We start from the raw sequence: 1,539 nt of genomic DNA, 5'->3' as shown, positions 1-1,539 counted from the left end.
GGCACCTCCGGGCCCGGCGCCTGCAATTTTGGCCATGACCTCCTCTGCTGAACCCAGGTACTGCTGGGAGACGATGCGGGGCTTGCCGTCAACCCGGGCGGACTCCACTGCGTAGTAATACGTTTTGCCGTCCTGCTTCTTGCCCACAATCGAAGTAATATCTAGGTAATACTACAAAAACCGCACCAATACTGGGCGAAACGCCCAAAAATCAGAAAATCCCGGAAACTCCCGCTAGGCGTCAACCAGCCGCTGACTGATCACCGTTGACACGCCGTCGCCCCTCATCGTCACCCCGTACAGTGCGTCCGCGACCTCCATGGTGCGCTTCTGGTGCGTGATCACAATGAGCTGGCTGGATTCACGCAGCTCCTCGAAGATGGTGATCAGCCGCCCCAGGTTGGTGTCGTCCAAGGCAGCCTCCACCTCGTCCATGACATAGAACGGCGACGGCCGCGCCTTGAAGATCGCCACCAGGAGCGCGACGGCGGTCAGTGACCGTTCGCCGCCCGAGAGCAGCGACAGCCGCTTGATCTTCTTTCCGGCCGGCCGCGCTTCAACTTCGATGCCGGTGGTCAGCATGTCGTCCGGATCGGTGAGCACCAGACGTCCTTCGCCGCCGGGGAACAGGCGCCCGAAGACCCGCTCAAACTGGGCAGCCGTGTCATGGTAGGCGGCCGTGAACACCTGTTCCACCCTCTCGTCCACTTCGCGGATGATGTCCAACAGGTCCTTCCTGGTGGCCTTGAGATCCTCGAGCTGGGTGCTCAGGAACTGGTGCCGTTCCTCCAGCGCGGCGAACTCCTCCAGCGCCAGCGGGTTCACCCGGCCCAAGGCCGACAAATCACGCTCCGCCCTGCGAAGCCGCTTCTCTTGCTCCTCCCGGACAAACGGGACACCGGCGCGCACGGGGGTGCCGTCGTCGTCCACTTCCGTGCGCAGCTCCGCCCACTTATCCACTGCTGCGGGCGCGGAGGGCACGGGAATGTCCGGTCCATAGTCAGCCACCAAGTGGTCGGCGGTGAGACCAAGTTCGTCGATTGAACGGTTCTCCAGGGTCTCGATCCGTAACCGCTGCTGTGCGCGGGCCAGTTCATCGCGGTGCACTGAATCGGTCAGTTCAGCGAGCTCGGCCAGCAGCTTTTCGTTGCCGCTGCGGATCTCCGCGAGCTCCGCCTCCCATGCGGCACGTACTTCCTCGGCATCGTCCCGCTCACGCGCTGCCGCATCCACGGAGACATCGAGGAACGCCAGGGCCTGAAGCACCGCCTTGCCCACTGCAGCGGCTTTGGCTGCCTCCAGCTGGCGAAGCCTGGCCCGCTTTGCTGCCTGTTCCCGTGCCTCACGCTCCGTGACGGCCGCGTGTTCCAGGGCGGCGGCACGGTTCGCTGTGGCGGCGAGCTGTTCCTCGGCACTGCGCAGTGAGAGCCGTGCTTCCATTTCCGCCTGCCGGGAGTGGGTGGCGGCAACCATCAGCAGGTCGCGGGTCCCGGTATCGGGTTCCGTCTCGGCAGGCGCCTCCTGCGCATTGGCCAGCCG

The 1,539-nt window shown here is 64.5% G+C and carries 1 protein-coding gene; it reads right to left on the bottom strand.

Annotation, left to right across the window (positions count from 1 at the left end; translation table 11 throughout):
- Window positions 1-234: 234 nt before the first annotated feature.
- Window positions 235-1,539, bottom strand: a 1,305-nt coding sequence (locus Y708_RS31025) for an AAA family ATPase (protein ID WP_035775971.1), incomplete at its 5' end; no start/stop codon positions are given.

This window comes from Arthrobacter sp. H5, from assembly GCF_000520595.1.
GTDB lineage: Bacteria > Actinomycetota > Actinomycetes > Actinomycetales > Micrococcaceae > Arthrobacter_D.
The sequence above is the reverse complement of the archived record's forward strand: the minus strand, read 5'-3'. Positions and strand labels throughout refer to the sequence as shown.